Annotated in this window: 11 protein-coding genes and 1 pseudogene; 5 read left to right on the plus strand and 7 right to left on the minus strand. The window is 68.6% G+C overall.

Annotated features, from left to right (window positions below; genetic code table 11):
- Nucleotides 1-7 precede the first annotated feature (7 nt).
- On the plus strand, nucleotides 8-940 hold the full coding sequence (locus QZ471_RS10320) for a glycosyltransferase family 2 protein (RefSeq protein WP_295464683.1): 933 nt from the start codon (nucleotides 8-10) through the stop codon (nucleotides 938-940).
- Here the strand turns inward: QZ471_RS10320 and zapE are convergent.
- Complete coding sequence (zapE, locus tag QZ471_RS10325) at nucleotides 934-2034, minus strand: cell division protein ZapE (protein WP_295463340.1); 1101 nt, start codon at nucleotides 2032-2034, stop codon at nucleotides 934-936. The two genes, QZ471_RS10320 and zapE, sit on opposite strands and share 7 nt — an antisense overlap.
- Before the next feature lie 160 nt (nucleotides 2035-2194).
- On the opposite strand from zapE, the gene QZ471_RS10330 reads away from it, so the two are divergent.
- Nucleotides 2195-3415: a pyridoxal phosphate-dependent aminotransferase gene (locus QZ471_RS10330; protein ID WP_295463342.1), complete on the plus strand. Its 1221-nt coding sequence runs from the start codon at nucleotides 2195-2197 to the stop codon at nucleotides 3413-3415.
- On the opposite strand, the gene QZ471_RS10335 is transcribed toward QZ471_RS10330, so the two are convergent.
- The 6 genes from QZ471_RS10335 to QZ471_RS10360 form a co-directional block, all read right to left on the minus strand.
- Nucleotides 3416-4198: a hypothetical protein gene (locus QZ471_RS10335; RefSeq protein WP_295463344.1), complete on the minus strand. Its 783-nt coding sequence runs from the start codon at nucleotides 4196-4198 to the stop codon at nucleotides 3416-3418. It abuts the gene before it with no gap.
- A 153-nt stretch (nucleotides 4199-4351) separates the two neighbouring features.
- Entirely contained in the window at nucleotides 4352-5689 is a 1338-nt protein-coding gene (locus tag QZ471_RS10340) for a sigma-54 dependent transcriptional regulator (RefSeq protein WP_295463346.1), read from the minus strand.
- Nucleotides 5674-7119, minus strand: a complete 1446-nt coding sequence (locus QZ471_RS10345) for a HAMP domain-containing sensor histidine kinase (RefSeq protein ID WP_295463348.1) — start codon at nucleotides 7117-7119, stop codon at nucleotides 5674-5676. Before QZ471_RS10345 ends, QZ471_RS10340 begins: the two co-directional genes overlap by 16 nt.
- Before the next feature lie 72 nt (nucleotides 7120-7191).
- The gene (locus tag QZ471_RS10350; RefSeq protein ID WP_295463350.1) at nucleotides 7192-8343 is read right to left on the minus strand and encodes a mandelate racemase/muconate lactonizing enzyme family protein; all 1152 of its coding nucleotides are present in this window, start codon (nucleotides 8341-8343) and stop codon (nucleotides 7192-7194) included.
- A gap of 24 nt (nucleotides 8344-8367) precedes the next feature.
- A complete protein-coding gene (locus tag QZ471_RS10355; RefSeq protein ID WP_295463352.1) occupies nucleotides 8368-9726 on the minus strand; it encodes an MFS transporter in 1359 nt (452 codons plus the stop codon).
- Nucleotides 9727-9813: 87 nt separating this feature from the next.
- Complete coding sequence (locus QZ471_RS10360) at nucleotides 9814-10848, minus strand: LacI family DNA-binding transcriptional regulator (protein WP_295463354.1); 1035 nt, start codon at nucleotides 10846-10848, stop codon at nucleotides 9814-9816.
- A 145-nt stretch (nucleotides 10849-10993) separates the two neighbouring features.
- Here QZ471_RS10360 and QZ471_RS10365 point away from each other — a divergent pair, with 145 nt between their 5' ends.
- From QZ471_RS10365 to betT, 3 genes and pseudogenes are all read left to right on the plus strand, one after another.
- On the plus strand, nucleotides 10994-11596 hold the full coding sequence (locus QZ471_RS10365; RefSeq protein ID WP_295463356.1) for a LysE family transporter: 603 nt from the start codon (nucleotides 10994-10996) through the stop codon (nucleotides 11594-11596).
- Nucleotides 11597-11613: 17 nt separating this feature from the next.
- Nucleotides 11614-12451, plus strand: a pseudogene (locus tag QZ471_RS10370) (AraC family transcriptional regulator).
- A 120-nt stretch (nucleotides 12452-12571) separates the two neighbouring features.
- On the plus strand, nucleotides 12572-14545 hold the full coding sequence (gene betT / locus QZ471_RS10375; protein ID WP_295463358.1) for a choline BCCT transporter BetT: 1974 nt from the start codon (nucleotides 12572-12574) through the stop codon (nucleotides 14543-14545).
- The last annotated feature ends 22 nt before the right edge of the window (nucleotides 14546-14567 follow it).

Consider the following 14567-nt stretch of genomic DNA (forward strand, 5'->3'; position numbering starts at 1 on the left):
CGATACCGTGAAGCTGTCCCTGGTGGTACCGGTGTTCAATGAAGAGCAGGCCATAGGGCTCTTCCACCAGGCGGTCTGCGACCATCCCGAGCTGGCCCGCCACGATCTGGAGCTGCTGTTCGTCGACGATGGCAGTCGCGACGGCAGTGCCCAGGTGCTGGAACGCCTGCGCCGGCAAGACCCGCGGGTGGTGGTGTTGCAGCTGTCACGCAACTTCGGCAAGGAGGCCGCGTTGTTCGCCGGTATCGAGCACGCCAGCGGCGAGGTGGTGGTGCCCCTGGACGTCGACCTGCAGGACCCGCTGGACGTCATCCCGCGGCTGCTCGAACAGTGGCGGCAGGGCGCCGACGTGGTGCTGGCCAAGCGCGTCGACCGACGCAGCGACAGTCCGCTCAAGCGGCTGACCGCCGAGGGCTTCTATCGCCTGCACAACCGTATCGCCCAGACGCCCATCGAGGAAAACGTTGGCGATTTCCGGCTGATGAGTCGCGAGGTGGTGGATGCCATCCGCGAGCTGCCGGAGCGCAACCTGTTCATGAAGGGCATCCTCTCCTGGGTCGGCTTCGACACCCGGGTGGTGGAATACGAGCGCGCCCCGCGCAGCGCCGGGAGCAGCAAGTTCAATGGCTGGAAGCTGTGGAATCTGGCCTTGGAAGGCTTCACTTCCTTCAGCACCGTGCCGCTCAGGCTGTGGACCTATCTCGGTGGCGGCGTCGCCCTGCTGTCCCTGGCCTATGCCGGGGTCATGGTGTTCCGCAAGCTGGTATTCGGCAATCCGGTACCCGGCTATCCCTCGCTGATGACCGCCATCCTCTTCTTCGGCGGCGTGCAACTGATCGGCATCGGGGTACTGGGCGAATACATCGGCCGCATCTACATCGAGACCAAGCGCCGGCCGCGCTATGTGCTCAAGCGCTCCGGGAAGCGTGACGCTCAGTAGCGCGCCTGTTGCATCTCCCGCAGTCGACTCAGGGTGCGGCGGAAGGGGAATTCCAGAAAGCCGCTGGTGTACAGCCGCTCCAGCGGCACGGCGGCGTTCAGGTAGAGCGGGCGGCGGCGGTCGTAGGCTTCATCGACCAGGGCGATGAAGCGGCGCACGGCGTCATCCTGGGGCGCCAGGCGCGGCAGTTCACGGTCGCCCGCGACCACCCGTTCCACGCCGTCTTCGGTGCCCCGGGCGATGCGCCCTTCGCGGGGATCACCCGACAGGCAGGGCACGCCGTCCAGCAGCAGGACGGGGAAGCGGGTGCAGAGGTCGATGTAGTCGGTGGTCGCCCAGGTGCCCTGGCAGAGGGTGGCGAAGTCTAGCCAGAGGGCGCCGGCTGCGCGCTTCGTCACCGGCAATGAGCGCCCGCCGAGCAGCACGGGGACGCTGGTGACGGATTGCCCAGCGCTGAGTCGGGCGAAGGTCGCGGCGAGGGCTGCCGGGTCGTCCACCCAATAGCGCGGCTCGGGCTCGCCCTCGTGCAGGCGATGATCCTGGCCGCCGTCCACCTCCAGCACGTCCAGCTGCGCCTGCAGTGCGGCGATGGCCGGCAGCAGGCGTTCGCGGTTGAAGCCGCCGGCATAGAGCTGCTCCGGCGGCTGGTTGGAGGTGACCACCAGCACCAGGCCCTGGTCGAGCAGCGCGCGCAGCAGGCCGCCCACCAGGATGGCGTCGCCGATGTCGCTGACGAAGAGTTCATCGAAGCACAGCACCCGCACCTCGGCGGCCAGTTCCCGGGCCAGCACCCGCAGGGGATCGCGGGTGCCGGCGAGCTGGAACTGGCGCTGGTGCACCCAGCGCATGAAGTGATTGAAATGCTGGCGGCGCGCGGGTACCGGTAGGCTGGCGTGGAACAGATCCAGCAGCCAGGTCTTGCCGCGGCCGACCGGGCCCCAGAGGTAGAGGCCGCGGGCCGGTCGACCCGCCAGCAGCGCCGCGTGACAGGCCTCCAAGCGCAGGGCGGCAGCCTCCTGGGCGGCATCGGGCAGGCGGTCGCCCTGGGCCAGGGCCCGGCGGTAGGCAGTGAGGGGGGAGGGGGCGTTGGACATGGTGGCCACTCTAGCGCTCGGCCTGACGACAGACCATGCCTCGGCGGAATGATGTGAGTCCTTTATAGCGTTTGAAGGCGGCCGGCCGCGGTTCGATAGTGCGAGACGATCCCTGCCGGACGCTTCCGGCACCTCTCTTCGTCCTGCCTGGAGCCCTGTCATGGCCGCCGATTCGACCCTGCACCTCGCCCACTGCCTCGCCTCCGTGGGTGTCTCCGAGATCCTCACGATCACCGAGCGCGCCAACGCCCTGCGCCGCCAGGGCGTCGATCTGCTGGTGCTGGGTGCGGGCGAGCCGGACTTCGATACCCCGGAGCACATCAAGGAGGCGGCGATCCAGGCCATCCGCGCCGGCCAGACCAAGTACACGGTGCTCGACGGCAGCCCGGCGCTCAAGGAGGCCATCCGCCGCAAGTTCGCCCGGGAGAACGACCTGGTGTTCGCCCAGGATGAAGTGACCGCTTCGGCCGGTGCCAAGCAGGTGATCTTCAACGCCATGATGGCGACCCTGGACGCGGGCGACGAGGTGATCATCCCGGCGCCCTTCTGGGTGACCTACGCCGACATCGTCACCATCCTCGGCGGCATGCCGGTGGTGCTGCCGTGCCGTGAGGAGGATGGCTTCCGCCTGACCGCCGAGGCCCTGGAGGCAGCCATCACCCCGCGCACCCGCTGGGTGATGCTCAACTCGCCGTCCAATCCCTCGGGGGCGGCCTATGGCGAGGCCCACTATCGCCCGCTGCTGGAGGTGCTGCTACGCCATCCGCAGGTCTGGCTGATGGTGGACGACATGTACGAGCACATCCTCTACGACGGCTTCCGCTTCGTCACCCCGGCGACCCTGGAGCCGCGGCTGCGCGAGCGGACCCTGACCATCAACGGCGTCTCCAAGGCCTATGCCATGACCGGTTGGCGCCTGGGCTATGCCGGTGGGCCCAAGGCGCTGATCCAGGCCATGGCCAGTGTGCAGAGTCAGGTGACCTCCTGCCCCTGCTCGGTCAGCCAGGCCGCGGCCATCGCCGCCCTGGATGGGCCACAGGACATCGTACGCGAGCGTTGCGAGCTGTTCCGCGAGCGGCGGGATCTGGTGGTGGACGCGTTGAACGCGGTGCCGGGTCTGTCGGCGCGGCGGCCCGAGGGAGCCTTCTATGTCTACGCCAGTTGCGCGGGGGTATTGGGTCGGCGGACGCCGGGCGGGGAGCTGATCGACAGCGATACGGCCTTTGCCCGCTACCTCATGGACGAGGGCGGGGTAGCGGTGGTGCCAGGCTCGGCCTTTGGCCTGGCGCCTTACTTCCGGGTTTCCTACGCCACCTCGCACGAGGTGTTGGAGGAAGCCTGCCGCCGGATCGCCGAGGCGACCCAGCGGCTGCTGGCCTGATCAGCCGGCCGGCGGGGCGGGCGGCGCCGGCGGCTGCACGCCCGGAGCGACCGGCTGGACGCCGGGGGGCGGGGGCGGCGGCAGACGACCGGGACCACGCGGGGGCGGCGGGGTGTCCAGGGTCTGCAGCGAGTTGGCGTCGGCGCCGAGGGCGCTGACCCGGAAGGCGCGGCCCTGGGCATTGGCCACCAGCTCGCCGCGGGCAGCTACGTTGGCGCCGGGCTTGAGCAGGGCCTGCAGGCGCAGGGCTTCATGGGGCGGCAGGCGCAGCGCGGTGCCGTCCTGCAGCAGGGCGCCGTTCACGTCGCCACGGGGGCCGTGCAGCAGCTGGACGATCTGGCCTTGGAGGCTGTCGCCGTCGCGTTCGCTGCCAGGGGCCGGGGGAGCCGGCGGACGGGGGCCGCCCACACGGTCGGGGCCTTCGTCGGTAACCGTCTTGCCGGTCTGGACGTTGGTCAGGGACACCGCCTGGACCAGCGGCAGGCTGGCGGCGCGCAGGCCGGCGACGTTGATGCTGTCACCCGGCTTGAAGGTGGCGGCCAGTTGCTCGGACAGGTGCGGCGGGGTGTTGACCTCGGTGCCGTCGGCCAGGATCAGGCCGTCGATATCGCCGCGGGGATTGAGCAGGAACTGCTTGAGCTGGCCCTGCTGGGTGGGGATCTGGGCGCTGGCAGCGGTAGTGGTGGCGGTGCTGCCGGCGGGTGCGGTCTGTGCCAGGACGAGGCCGCTGACGGACAGCAGGGCGAAGGTCCCGATCACGAGGGTTTGGGTCTTGGTAGGCATGGATGACTCCTGCGGTGGTTGACGATGAGGATATTGCAGGGCCTGTGCCAACTTATTATTTCCTTTTAAATCAATGGCTTGTGGTTTTTATGAGCGGTGCTGAGCGGCCGTTGCGTCCGGCTGGCGGACACCGCTGTCGGTAAAGCGGACAGCCTAGGCCTGGCTGTCTTCTTCACCGACACCCAGGCCCAGGCGGCTCAGCTTGGTATAGAGCAGCTGGCGATGAATCCCCAGCCGCCGGGCCGCCTCGGCGCGGTTGCCGCCACTGCGTTGCAGTGCCCGTTCGATCAACAACCGCTCCAGGCGAGCGGTGGCTTCGGCCAGGGTTTCCTCCGGCCAGTTGGCATCGATGGCTAACTCATCCGCGGTCTCGCCCTGCAGGAAGGCCAGGTCGGCGGCGACGATGCGCTCGCCCTGGGCCAGGGTAGCGGCGCGCTGGATGGCATTCCGCAATTCCCGTACGTTGCCTGGCCAAGGGTGGCGCAAGAGCAGGGCCGCGGCATCGTCGGCCAACACCCGGCCGCTGGGGGCGAGGAAGTGCTCGGCCAGGGGCAGGATGTCGGCACGTCTTTCGCGCAGGGCGGGCAGGTGGATGGGCACCACGTGCAGCCGGTAGAAGAGGTCTTCGCGGAAATCGCCGCTGGCGACGCGTTGGGCCAGGTCGCGGTGGGTGGCGGCCACCAGGCGTACGTCCAGCCGCACCGGGGCGCCGCCTACCGGGGTTACCTCGCGCTCCTGCAAGGCACGCAGGATCTTGGCCTGCATGGGCAGCGGCATGTCGCCGATCTCGTCGAGGAAGAGGGTGCCGCCCTGAGCTTCGCGAAAGGCGCCTAGGCGATTGGCGGTCGCCCCGCTGAAGGCGCCGCGGACATGGCCGAAGAGTTCGCTTTCCAAGAGATCCGGTGGGATGGCGGCGCAGTTGACCGCGACGAAAGGCGCGCCCTGTCTCTTGCCGTGTTCGTGGATGGCACGGGCCACCAGTTCCTTGCCGGTGCCGGTCTCGCCGGTGACCAGTACCGTAGCCTCGCTGTCCACCAGGCGGCCGATGGTCTTCTGCACCTGGCGCAGGGCATCGCTGCCGCCGACCAGGGTGTGACCGTCCGCCGTTGCCGCCGGGGCATTGGCCGGCCCGCGCTGGGCGGTCATGCCGGCCAGCACCCGGATCAATTCCTCGCGGCCGATGGGCTTGGTGAGGTGGTCGAAGGCGCCCAGGCGCATGGCCTCGATGGTGTTGCCGGCGCTGGCGAAGGCGGTGAGTACCGTGACCGGCGGCGGCTCGGGGAGGGCGCGGATGCGCGCCAGCACCTCCAGCCCATCGAGCCCCGGCATGCGCAGATCGAGCAGCACGGCATCGACGGCCTCTTGCTGCAACAGCCGCAGCCCGGTCTCGCCCTGGTCGGCTTGCAGCACGCGATAACCCTGATCCGCAGCGGTTTCCGCCAGGGCGTCGCGCAGGCCGGCGTCGTCGTCGATGATCAGCAGGGTAGGCATGGCAGCAGGATCTCGAAGCGGGTAGGGGGAGAGGTCTCGACCAGGCGTGCCTCGCCGCCATGGGCGCGGGCGGTCTCGCGGACCAGGGCCAGGCCCAGGCCGGTGCCCTCGGGGCGGCCGGTGACGAAGGGTTCGAACAGCTGGGCGCGCAATTCGGCGGGTGGCCCCTGGCCTTCGTCCTCCACCGCCAGCACCAGCCAATCGCCACGCCGGCTGACGGCGAGGCGGATCTCGCTGCCCGCCGGGGCGGCCTGGAGCGCATTGAGCAGCAGGTTGTCCAGGGCCCGCGCCAGGGCGTCGCGATCGAAAAAGCCCTGTTCGACCGCCACCTGGGCGGTCAGACGGAGGCTGCGTTGGGCGGCCTGGTCTTCATGACCGGCCAGCACTTCGCGACAGAAGTTTGGTAGCGCGACGGTGGTCGGCTGTAGCTGCGGCGGCTGGGTGAGGTCGAGCAGGCGCCGCAGCAGGACGTCCAGCCGGGCGATCTGCGCGAGAATGGCGTCCAGGGCGCGCTGCTGACGCACCCCATCGCCGGCCAGGGCGTTCTCGGCCTTGAGACGCATGGCGGCCAGGGGATTGCGGATCTCGTGGGCGACCCCGGCGGCTACCCGGCCCAGGGCAGCCAGTCTTTCGCTGGCATGGACCTGGGTGGTCAGCCGCTGGGCCTCGTCGCGGGCCTGGGCCAGGCGCTGACCGGCCTGGTTGAGCGCGGCCAGCACCCGGTCCAGCTCCCGTTCGCCGGTAAGGGCCAGGGTGGGCAGATCATGACTGGCGTTGGCGCCGAGATCGCGTTCGACGCGGGCGACGTGGCGCGACCACTGCCAGGTGAGGCGGCCGAGCAGCAGGGTGGTCGCCAGCATGGCCAGCAGCAGCAGGCCCAGGCCGAGCTTCAACTGGCGCTGGCCTTCGCTCTCGGCGAAGCTCAGGCGCGTAAGGGTCCAGGCGGCGAGATCGGCGATGGGGCCGGGCAGCGGGCAGGCGGCGAGCAGGGTAGTGGTGCCGTCGCTGCTGAGGCGATCGCTCAGGCTGCGGGCGTCGCCGAGGGTCGTCGCGATGAGACTGGCCAGGCGCTGGCGCTCGGCGCTGGAGAGTTCGAAGGCACTGGACTCGGCCAGGGGGCCGGCCTGTTCCTGCCAGAGGCCGCCGGCCATGCCGCGATAGCGCAGCAGGGCGGTGGCGGCCACGCCGGTGAGTCCCTGGCGTAGCGTCGGATCGTTCAGCCCGGCAGTGGGGCCGGACCAGCCGTTGCTGTAGAAGCGATAGCTGCTGGCGATGGCCTGGCAGGCCTGCTCGGCTTCCACCCTGGCCTGGCCAAGCTGGGCGCTTTCCGATTGCCGCAGCAGCAGCACCATCAGCCAGCCGACCCCGACGGCCATGCCGCCGAGCAACAGCAACACGGCCAGCAGGCGACTGCGCAGCGATCCGAACATGGGTTTTCTCTTCCAGGCCTTGGCCTGGATAGAGTGCCACACCCCGGCGGAGTTCGCGGCGCAGAGCGGACGTCAGCCGCGGCGGCCGAATTCCGCTTCCTGCGCCGTCCAGCCGGCGACCCTCTCGCTTAGCGATAGGCCCAGGCCCGGTCGAGTCGGCACCAGCATCCGCCCGTCGCGGGTTTCCAGGCGTTCGTTGAACAGCGGCTCCAGCCATTCGAAGTGTTCCACCCAGGGCTCGGTGGGATAGGTGGCGGCGAGGTGCACGTGCAATTCCATGGCGAAGTGCGGCGCCAGCATCACGCCCGCCTGCTCGGCCAGGGCGGCCACCTTGAGGAAGGGTGTGATGCCGCCGACCCGGGGTGCATCCGGCATCAGGAAATCAGCACCGCGCAGACGGATGAATTCCTGGTGCTCGGCAAGGCTGGTAAGCATCTCGCCGGTGGCGATGGGGGTGTCGAAGGCGGCGGCCAGGGCGGCGTGGCCTTCGGCGTCGTAACAGTCCAGCGGCTCCTCGATCCAGATCAGGTTGAATTCCTCGAAGCGCCGGCACATCCGCTGGGCGGTGGGTCGGTCCCATTGCTGGTTGGCGTCGACCATCAGCGGAAAGCTGTCGCCCAGGTGGCGACGCACGCGGGCGACGCGTTCCAGGTCCAGGGCGCAGTCGGGCTGGCCGACCTTGAGCTTGATGCCGCCGATGCCTTTCTCGCGAGAGAGGTCCGTGTTCACCAGCAACTGCTCCAGTGGCGTGTGCAGGAAACCGCCGGAGGTGTTGTAGCAGCGCACCGAATCGCGCTGGGCGCCGAGCAGCCGCGCCAGGGAGAGGTTGGCGCGGCGCGCCTTGAGATCCCAGAGGGCCACGTCGAAGGCGCCGATGGCCTGGGTGGCGAGGCCACTGCGCCCCACCGAGGCGCCGGCCCAGCAGAGCTTGGTCCAGAGTTTCTGGATGTCGCTGGGATTCTCGTCGAGCAGCACCGGGGCGATTTCCCGGGCATGGGCGAACTGGCCGGGGCCACCGGCGCGCTTGGAATAGCTGAAGCCCAGGCCGCGCTGGCCGTCGCGGGTCTCGATCTCGACGAAGAGGATGGCGATCTCGGTCATCGGCTTCTGCCGGCCGGTGAGCACCTTGGCGTCACTGATGGGGGTGGCCAGCGGCAGGAACACGGAAGCCAGGCGGACCCAGGCGATGCGATCCTGGTCGGCGCTGTAGGACATATCGTTCATGGCAGTGATCTCCAGGGGTAAGGATCAGGGACGCGTGGAAGCAAGGGTGGCGGTGGTGGCGGCGGGCGGCTCGTCGTTCAGTTCGCCCAGGTCCAGGCGCTTGAGCGGGCCGACGATGACCAGGTAGGAGAAGGCGCCGAGCAGGCCCATGGCGGCGACGTAGGTGAGGGCCACGTCGAAGGAGCCGAGCTGGTTGATCATCAAGCCGATGGCCAGCGGGGTGACGATGCTGGCGATGTTGCCGCAGAAGTTGAAGATGGCGCCGCTCACGCCCATGGCGCGCTTGGGTGAAACATCGCCGACGATGCACCAGCCGAGGTTGCCCACGCCCTTGGCGAAGAAGGCGATGGACATCACCAGGGTGACCAGGGCGATGGACTGGGTGTAGTTGGCCACCACGATGCTGCTGGAAAGCAGCAGGCCGACGATGATCGGCGTCTTGCGCGCGGCGGTGAGGCTGTAGCCGCGGCGCAGCATGCCGTCCGACCAGAGTCCGCCGATGACACCGCCCAGGCAGCCGGCCACCGGCGGGATGGCGGCGATCAGGCCGACCTTGAGCATCGTCAGGCCCTTGGCCTCGACCAGGTAGGTGGGAAACCAGGTGAGGAAGAACCAGGTGATGGTGGTCAGGCAGAACTGGCCCAGGTAGATGCCGAGCATCATGCGGTTGCCGCTGATGGCCTTGAAGGTGCGCCAGCTGAAGGGCGCCTTGGTGTCGCCCAGGTCGGGCAGGCCGCCGCCGGCCTCGATGTGGTCCAGTTCGCTCTGGCTGACCCTCTTGTCGTGCCGGGGCTCCTGCACGGTGGCGAACCACAGCAGGCCGATGAGAATACCGGCGCCGCCGGTCCAGAAGAACACGTGCTCCCAGCCGAACTGGTTGAGCAGGATCACCATCAGCGGGGTGAACACCGCCAGGGCGAAGTACTGCGCCGACTGGAAGATGGCGGTGGCCAGGCCGCGCTCCTGGCGTGGGAACCACATCACCGTGAGGCGGTTGTTGGCGGGGAAGGCCGGCGACTCGGCCACGCCCATCAAAAAGCGCAGCACGAACAGCGCCAGCAGGGCCGAGGAGAAGAATTCGACGTAGCCCTGCAGGAAGGTTAGCACCGACCAGAGGATCAGGCTGGCGCCCAGCACCAGCCGCGAGCCGAAGCGATCGAGCACGATACCGCCGGGAATCTGCATGGCGGTGTAGGCCCAGCCGAAGGCCGAGAAGGCCAGGCCCATGGCCACGGCGTCGAAGCCGAGGTCGTGGCGCATGGCCGGTGCGGCGATGGAGAGGGTGGCGCGGTCGACGTAGTTGAACACCGTGACCAGGAAAATCATCGCCAGGACCAGATAGCGGACGTGGGTCCGCCGCGAAGAAGCGGTGGGATTGCGCATTGTTATTGTCCTTTTCAGCGGGCAAGACCGGCGGCGAGGCCGGCACCTGCAAGAGGACGCTAAGCTGATTACGCAATCATTCAAGCGTCAGCGCGTGCTCTCGCGCATGACCAGTTCGAAGCCGGTATTCCGTCGCAGCTGTGTCTCCGCGCCCGCCAGTCGGGCGAGCAGGGCCTCCGCGGCCTGGGCGCCCATCGCGGCGCCGCGCACGTCCACGGTACTCAGCGCCGGGATCAAATGGGCGGCGCTGGCCAGGTTGCCGAAGCCCATCACGGCCAGCTCTTCCGGTACCCGCAGGCCGCGGGCATGGGCTTCGGCCAGCACCCCGTGGGCGAGGGTATCGGAGCTGCAGACCACCACCTCGGGGCGGGTGCCAACGTCTAGCAACTGGGCTAGGCCCTGGCGCCCCAGTGCCGGGGTGGCCGGCGGCGGCAGGCTGACATCGATTGGCGCGCCCAGTCCGTGGGTGGCCAGTTCCTCACGAAAGGCATCGCGACGCAGCCGTCCGCGGGGATCGTCCAGGGTCAGGCTGGCGAAGTGGCGATAGCCGCGCGCCAGCAGCTCCCGAGCGACGGCCTGGCCCACCGCGACATGGGAAAAGCCCACCAGCATGTCCAGCGGCCGCTCGCCCTGGTCCCAGCACTCCACCAGGGGGATGCCGGCCTGGGACAGGCGCAGCCGGCTGGCGGCCGTGTGCAGGGTGCCGGTCAGCACCATGGCGTCGGGACGGCGGCGCAGCAGGGCGTCCAGCAACCGCTCCTCGCGTTCGGCGGAATAGTCGGTCAGGCCCAGCAGGGTCTGGTGGCCGGCTTCGGTCAGGGTCTGCATGAGCGCCTGCACGGTGTCGGCGAAGATGGAATTGACGATGGTGGGCACCAGGATGGCGATCAGCCGGCTGTCCTGGGGCGCGGCGCCGGTGGTGAGCATGGCCGGCTGGTAGCCGCTCTCGCGCACCGCGCGAAAGACCTTCTCGCGCAAGGCCGGACGAACGATCTCCGGCTGGTTGAGGGTGCGCGATACGGTGATCGGCGAGACCCCGGCCAGGCGGGCCACATCCTTCAGGGTCGGCGGCTTGCCATCGGGTCGGCCACGCCAGGGCGAGGCACTGCGATCGTTGGCCAAGGACGGTCTCCGCGGCAGCTGTATGGATCACGATTCTGCCGAGTCATATGATGACTCTCAAGTTGGCATAGCCACGAACGTACAAGCCAGGGTCGGGGGCGCCTGGCTAGCCTGGGCATCTCTTTCGACTGCTAGTGGGTGCCCCGTGGAAATCTTTCTCTATGCCTTGAGCGTCATGTACAGCCCCGGCCCGGTCAACGCCCTGGGCCTCGATGCCGGCCTGCGCGGCCAGGCGCGGCGCGCCCTGGGTTTCTATGCCGGGGTAGGCTGCGCCATGCTGCTGATGTTCCTGGCGTTGGGTTATGCCGGTGCGGCCGTCGTCTCGGGGGCGTGGCTACCCTGGTTGGCACTGCTCGGCGGCGGCTACAGTCTGTACCTGGGCTATCGCATCGCCACCGCCGCAGCGCCGGCTGCGGAGGGGCAGGACGCGCCGGTGGAGCGCTTGACCTTCGCCCGTGGTCTGCTGATCCAGGGGCTCAATCCCAAGGGCTGGCTGGCGGTGCTGCCCATCGCCACGGTGATGTTTCCCGCTGCCCAGATAACTGGGGCGAAGATCGCCCTCTGCACCTTACCCCTGGCGCTGGCGGCAGGCGGCGCGCCGGCCGGTTATGCCCTGCTCGGCGCCGGACTGGGACGCTACCTGGTACGGGGGCGCGGGTTGCGCTGGGTGAATCGGCTGCTGGGGCTGAGTCTGGTCGGCTGTGCCCTGCTGTTGTTCCACGACGCTTGGCGCGGTCTGCTAGGCTGAGCGCCTGAGGAGTCGCCATGAGCACCACGACCGAGCTACCCGGCGCCACGGATTGGGTGCGCCATGCCCAAGCCTTCGCCGAGCTGGAATCCATCGAGGCCTTTTTCAGCGGGCATGCCTTCGATCCCCATCGTCATGCCACCTACGCCATCGGCCGTACCCTGGCCGGGGTGCAGAGCTTTTCCTATCGTGGCGCCCACACCAACAGCTTGCCGGGCGAGACCATGGTCTTCCACCCCGACGAGGTCCACGACGGCCGCGCGGGCGCTGCCTGCGGCTTCCGCTATCGCATGCTCTATGTGCCTCCGGCGCTGGTGCAAGACGTCCTCGGTGGGCGACCCTTGCCCTTCCATCGCGAGGGGGTCTCCCTGGATCCGCGCCTGGCCCGGGCCACCGATGCGGTGTTCGCCGCCCTGGACGAGCGTCCCGATGCCCTCGGACGCGACGATGCGCTCTATGGCCTGGTCGCCACCCTGGCCGAGCCGGGGACGGGTCGACTTCGCCGCCGCCCTGCGGGCCCGCGAATACCTGGAGGACCACCTCGACCAGCCCGTCACCCTCGACGACCTGGCGCGCTGTGCCGGACGCGACCGCTGGAGCCTGAGTCGCGATTTCCGCGCCTACTTCGGTACCAGCCCGCACCGCTACCTGACCCTGCGCCGACTCGACCGGGTGCGGCTGCAGGTGCGCCTGGGTGTGGACCTGGCCCAGGCGGCCGTGGCGGCGGGCTTCTACGACCAGAGTCATATGACCAGACATTTCCGCCAGGCCTTCGGCATCGCCCCGGCGCGCTGGCTGCGTGACTTGGCTGCAGCCCCCGGTGGCTCTGGCGTGAAGGCGCTGCCCCAGGGGTAGCGCCAGCGCTCCGGGCGGCTGGCGCAGAACGACGGGCGCCGTTCAATCGGCGTCGCCAGCGAAACGATCACGGCCGAGGGCAGTCCACCTGTGCGCACTTCACCAACAGGAGCCCTTTTTATGACCGGCCAGGGAGAATCCGCCGCCCGTCCCACCTTCAGTCCCCCCGTGTTCTGGACCTCGACCCTGCTGTTGCTGGCGCTGGTGCTCTACGCCAGCCTGTTCCAGGCCAACGCCCAGTGGCTGTTCGCCGCCATCCAGGGCTGGATCATCACCAACCTCAGCTGGTTCTACATCCTCGCCGTGGCCATCATCCTCGGTACCGTGGTGTTCCTCGGCATCAGCCGCTACGGCGACATCAAGCTCGGCCCGGACCACAGCGAGCCGGACTACGCCAACACCACCTGGTTCGCCATGCTGTTCTCCGCCGGCATGGGCATCGGCCTGATGTTCTTCGGCGTCGCCGAGCCGGTGATGCACTTCCTCAATCCGCCCTATGCCGACGGTCAGACGGTGGATGCCGCGCGCCAGGCCATGCGCATCACCTTCTTCCACTGGGGCCTGCACGCCTGGTCGATCTACGCCATCGTCGCCTTGATCCTGGCCTACTTCAGCTATCGCCATGGCTTGCCGCTGACCCTGAGGTCGGCGCTCTATCCGCTGATCGGCGAGCGCATTTACGGCCCCATCGGCCATGCCGTGGACGTCTTCGCCATCATCGGCACGGTGCTGGGCGTGGCCACCTCCCTGGGCTTCGGCGTCTCCCAGATCAACACCGGTCTCAACGTGCTGTTCGGCGTGCCGGTGTCCACCCCGGTGCAGATCGGCCTGATCGTCATCACCACGGCGCTGGCCACCCTTTCCGTGGTCTCGGGTCTGGACAAGGGCGTACGGCGGCTGTCGGAGCTCAACCTGGGGCTGGCGGTGCTGCTGATGCTCACGGTGGTCATCCTTGGCCCCACGGTGCTGATCCTGCAGACCTTCGTCGAGAACACCGGCGGCTACCTCAGCGAGATCGTCAGCCGCACCCTCAATCTCAACGCCTACCGCCCCACCGACTGGATCGGCGGCTGGACGCTGTTCTACTGGGGCTGGTGGCTGGCCTGGTCGCCCTTCGTCGGGCTGTTCATCGCGCGCATTTCGCGCGGGCGGACCATCCGCGAATTCGTCTCCGGCGTACTGTTGGTGCCGGCCGGTTTCACCCTGTTGTGGATGACGGTATTTGGCAACACGGCGATCCACATGATCCTCACCGAGGGCATCACCGACCTGGCCGCCGCCGTCTCCCAGGACAGCTCCCTGGCGCTGTTCGCCTTCCTGGAACACTTCCCCTTCGCCAGCCTGATCTCGCTGATCGCCATCGTCATGGTGGTGGTGTTCTTCGTCACCTCGGCCGACTCCGGTGCCATGGTGGTGGACATGCTGGCCTCCGGCGGCCAGGACCGGACGCCGGTCTGGCAGCGGGTATTCTGGGGCGCCAGCATGGGGCTGGTGGCCATCGCGTTGCTGCTGGCCGATGGCCTCAAGGCCTTGCAGACCGCCACCATCGCCAGTGCCTTGCCCTTTACCCTGGCACTGCTCTTGAGCATGCGCGGACTGCTCAAGGCGCTCAAGCTGGACGCCACCAAGCGCGGTCTGCGCCATCAGTCGCTGAGTCTCACCCCGCCCACCACCCGTACGCCGGGCGGCTGGCAACGGCGGCTGCGCGGCCTGGCCATGTTCCCGCGACGGGCCCATGTGGTGCGTTTCATTGCCGAGGTGGCGAGGCCCGCCTGCCTGGCGGTGGCCGAGGAATGGCGCAAGCAGGGTTATGAATGCGGCGTGGAAGACCGCGACGATGGCGGGGTGCGGCTGCATGTCGGGCCGGCCGACCAACCTGAGTTCGTCTACCAGGTCAGACCCCACGCCTACGCCATGCCCAGTTTCGTCATGGGCAGCGAGCCAAACGAAGAGCGCAAGTACTTCCGCGCCCAGGTCTATTTGCGCGAGGGCGGCCAGGACCACGACGTCATGGGCTGGTCGCGGGAGGACGTCATCGGCGACATCCTCGACCAGTACGAACGCCATATGCATTTTCTGCATCTGGTGGGATAAACGAAAAAGCCGGGCGCAACGC

The organism is uncultured Pseudomonas sp. (assembly GCF_913774235.1).
In the GTDB taxonomy this organism is placed as follows: Bacteria; Pseudomonadota; Gammaproteobacteria; order Pseudomonadales; family Pseudomonadaceae; genus Chryseomonas.

Coding starts and splice junctions, on each gene's coding strand:
- zapE (WP_295463340.1), bottom strand. CDS start 2,034: ATGTCCAACGCCCCCTCCCCCCTCACTGCCTACCGCCGGGCCCTGGCC.
- QZ471_RS10330 (WP_295463342.1), top strand. CDS start 2,195: ATGGCCGCCGATTCGACCCTGCACCTCGCCCACTGCCTCGCCTCCGTG.
- QZ471_RS10335 (WP_295463344.1), bottom strand. CDS start 4,198: ATGCCTACCAAGACCCAAACCCTCGTGATCGGGACCTTCGCCCTGCTG.
- QZ471_RS10340 (WP_295463346.1), bottom strand. CDS start 5,689: ATGCCTACCCTGCTGATCATCGACGACGACGCCGGCCTGCGCGACGCC.
- QZ471_RS10345 (WP_295463348.1), bottom strand. CDS start 7,119: ATGTTCGGATCGCTGCGCAGTCGCCTGCTGGCCGTGTTGCTGTTGCTC.
- QZ471_RS10350 (WP_295463350.1), bottom strand. CDS start 8,343: ATGAACGATATGTCCTACAGCGCCGACCAGGATCGCATCGCCTGGGTC.
- QZ471_RS10355 (WP_295463352.1), bottom strand. CDS start 9,726: ATGCGCAATCCCACCGCTTCTTCGCGGCGGACCCACGTCCGCTATCTG.
- betT (WP_295463358.1), top strand. CDS start 12,572: ATGACCGGCCAGGGAGAATCCGCCGCCCGTCCCACCTTCAGTCCCCCC.